This is a genomic window from Paenibacillus hunanensis, assembly GCF_014645615.1.
In the GTDB taxonomy this organism is placed as follows: domain Bacteria; phylum Bacillota; class Bacilli; order Paenibacillales; family Paenibacillaceae; genus Saccharibacillus; species Saccharibacillus hunanensis.
In genome coordinates, this window is the sequence record NZ_BMMB01000055.1 from 1 (window position 1) to 762 (window position 762).

Annotated in this window: 1 pseudogene; it reads right to left on the bottom strand. The window is 38.7% G+C overall.

What is annotated here, in order from left to right:
* Positions 1–255: 255 nt before the first annotated feature.
* Positions 256–606, bottom strand: a pseudogene (locus tag IEX62_RS24335) (cytochrome c oxidase subunit II); the annotation flags it as partial.
* Positions 607–762 lie beyond the last annotated feature (156 nt).

The following is a 762-nucleotide window of genomic DNA, read 5'->3' on the forward strand; positions in this document are numbered from 1 at the left end:
CTTAAGGGGGGGGGGAGTGGAGTTAATTCCATAAGTCATCCTCTTCATATTAGAAACTTTTTATCGCTACCCCCTCGCTCCCCCCCCGCAAACCTGCGGGGAGGGGGGGAGAGATAACCACTAGATGGCTTCATACTCAAATACATAGGGCCCCACGAATACCCCACACACCTTCGTGTGTGGGCCGTATTCGTGGGGTCCCCCGAGTTCCTTTATTTAGCCAAAAACTATTTTATCGTCTTACTGTTCTTCTAATCAAGTAAGGAATTTTTCTAGAGATACTGACTCTATAACTATAGGCATAGAACTGTGTAATATACCACAGATTTCAGAGCATTGACCATAGAATACTCCTTCTCTGTTAATAAAAACAGATACTTGATTTAATCTCCCAGGATAAGCATCACATTTAACACCTAAAGATGGAACAGCGAAGCTATGTATCACATCACCTGCAGTGATGATAAATCTAACGTGTGTTAGTTCAGGAAGGATAACTCTATTATCCACCTCTAACATTCTTAGTGCTCCTTCTTCCAAATCGGATTCCGGTACTATATATGAATCAAATTCTATAAATTCATCATTTGAATCTAAGAAATCAGGATATTGGTAACTTCAATATCATTGGTGCCCCTCTGCTAAAACTGACATTGAAGGATCACTAACTTCATCCATTAAATATAGCAACTTAAATGAAGGGAAAGCAATTAATATTAATATTACTGCTGGAGTAATAGTTCATATTAATTCGATTAATGT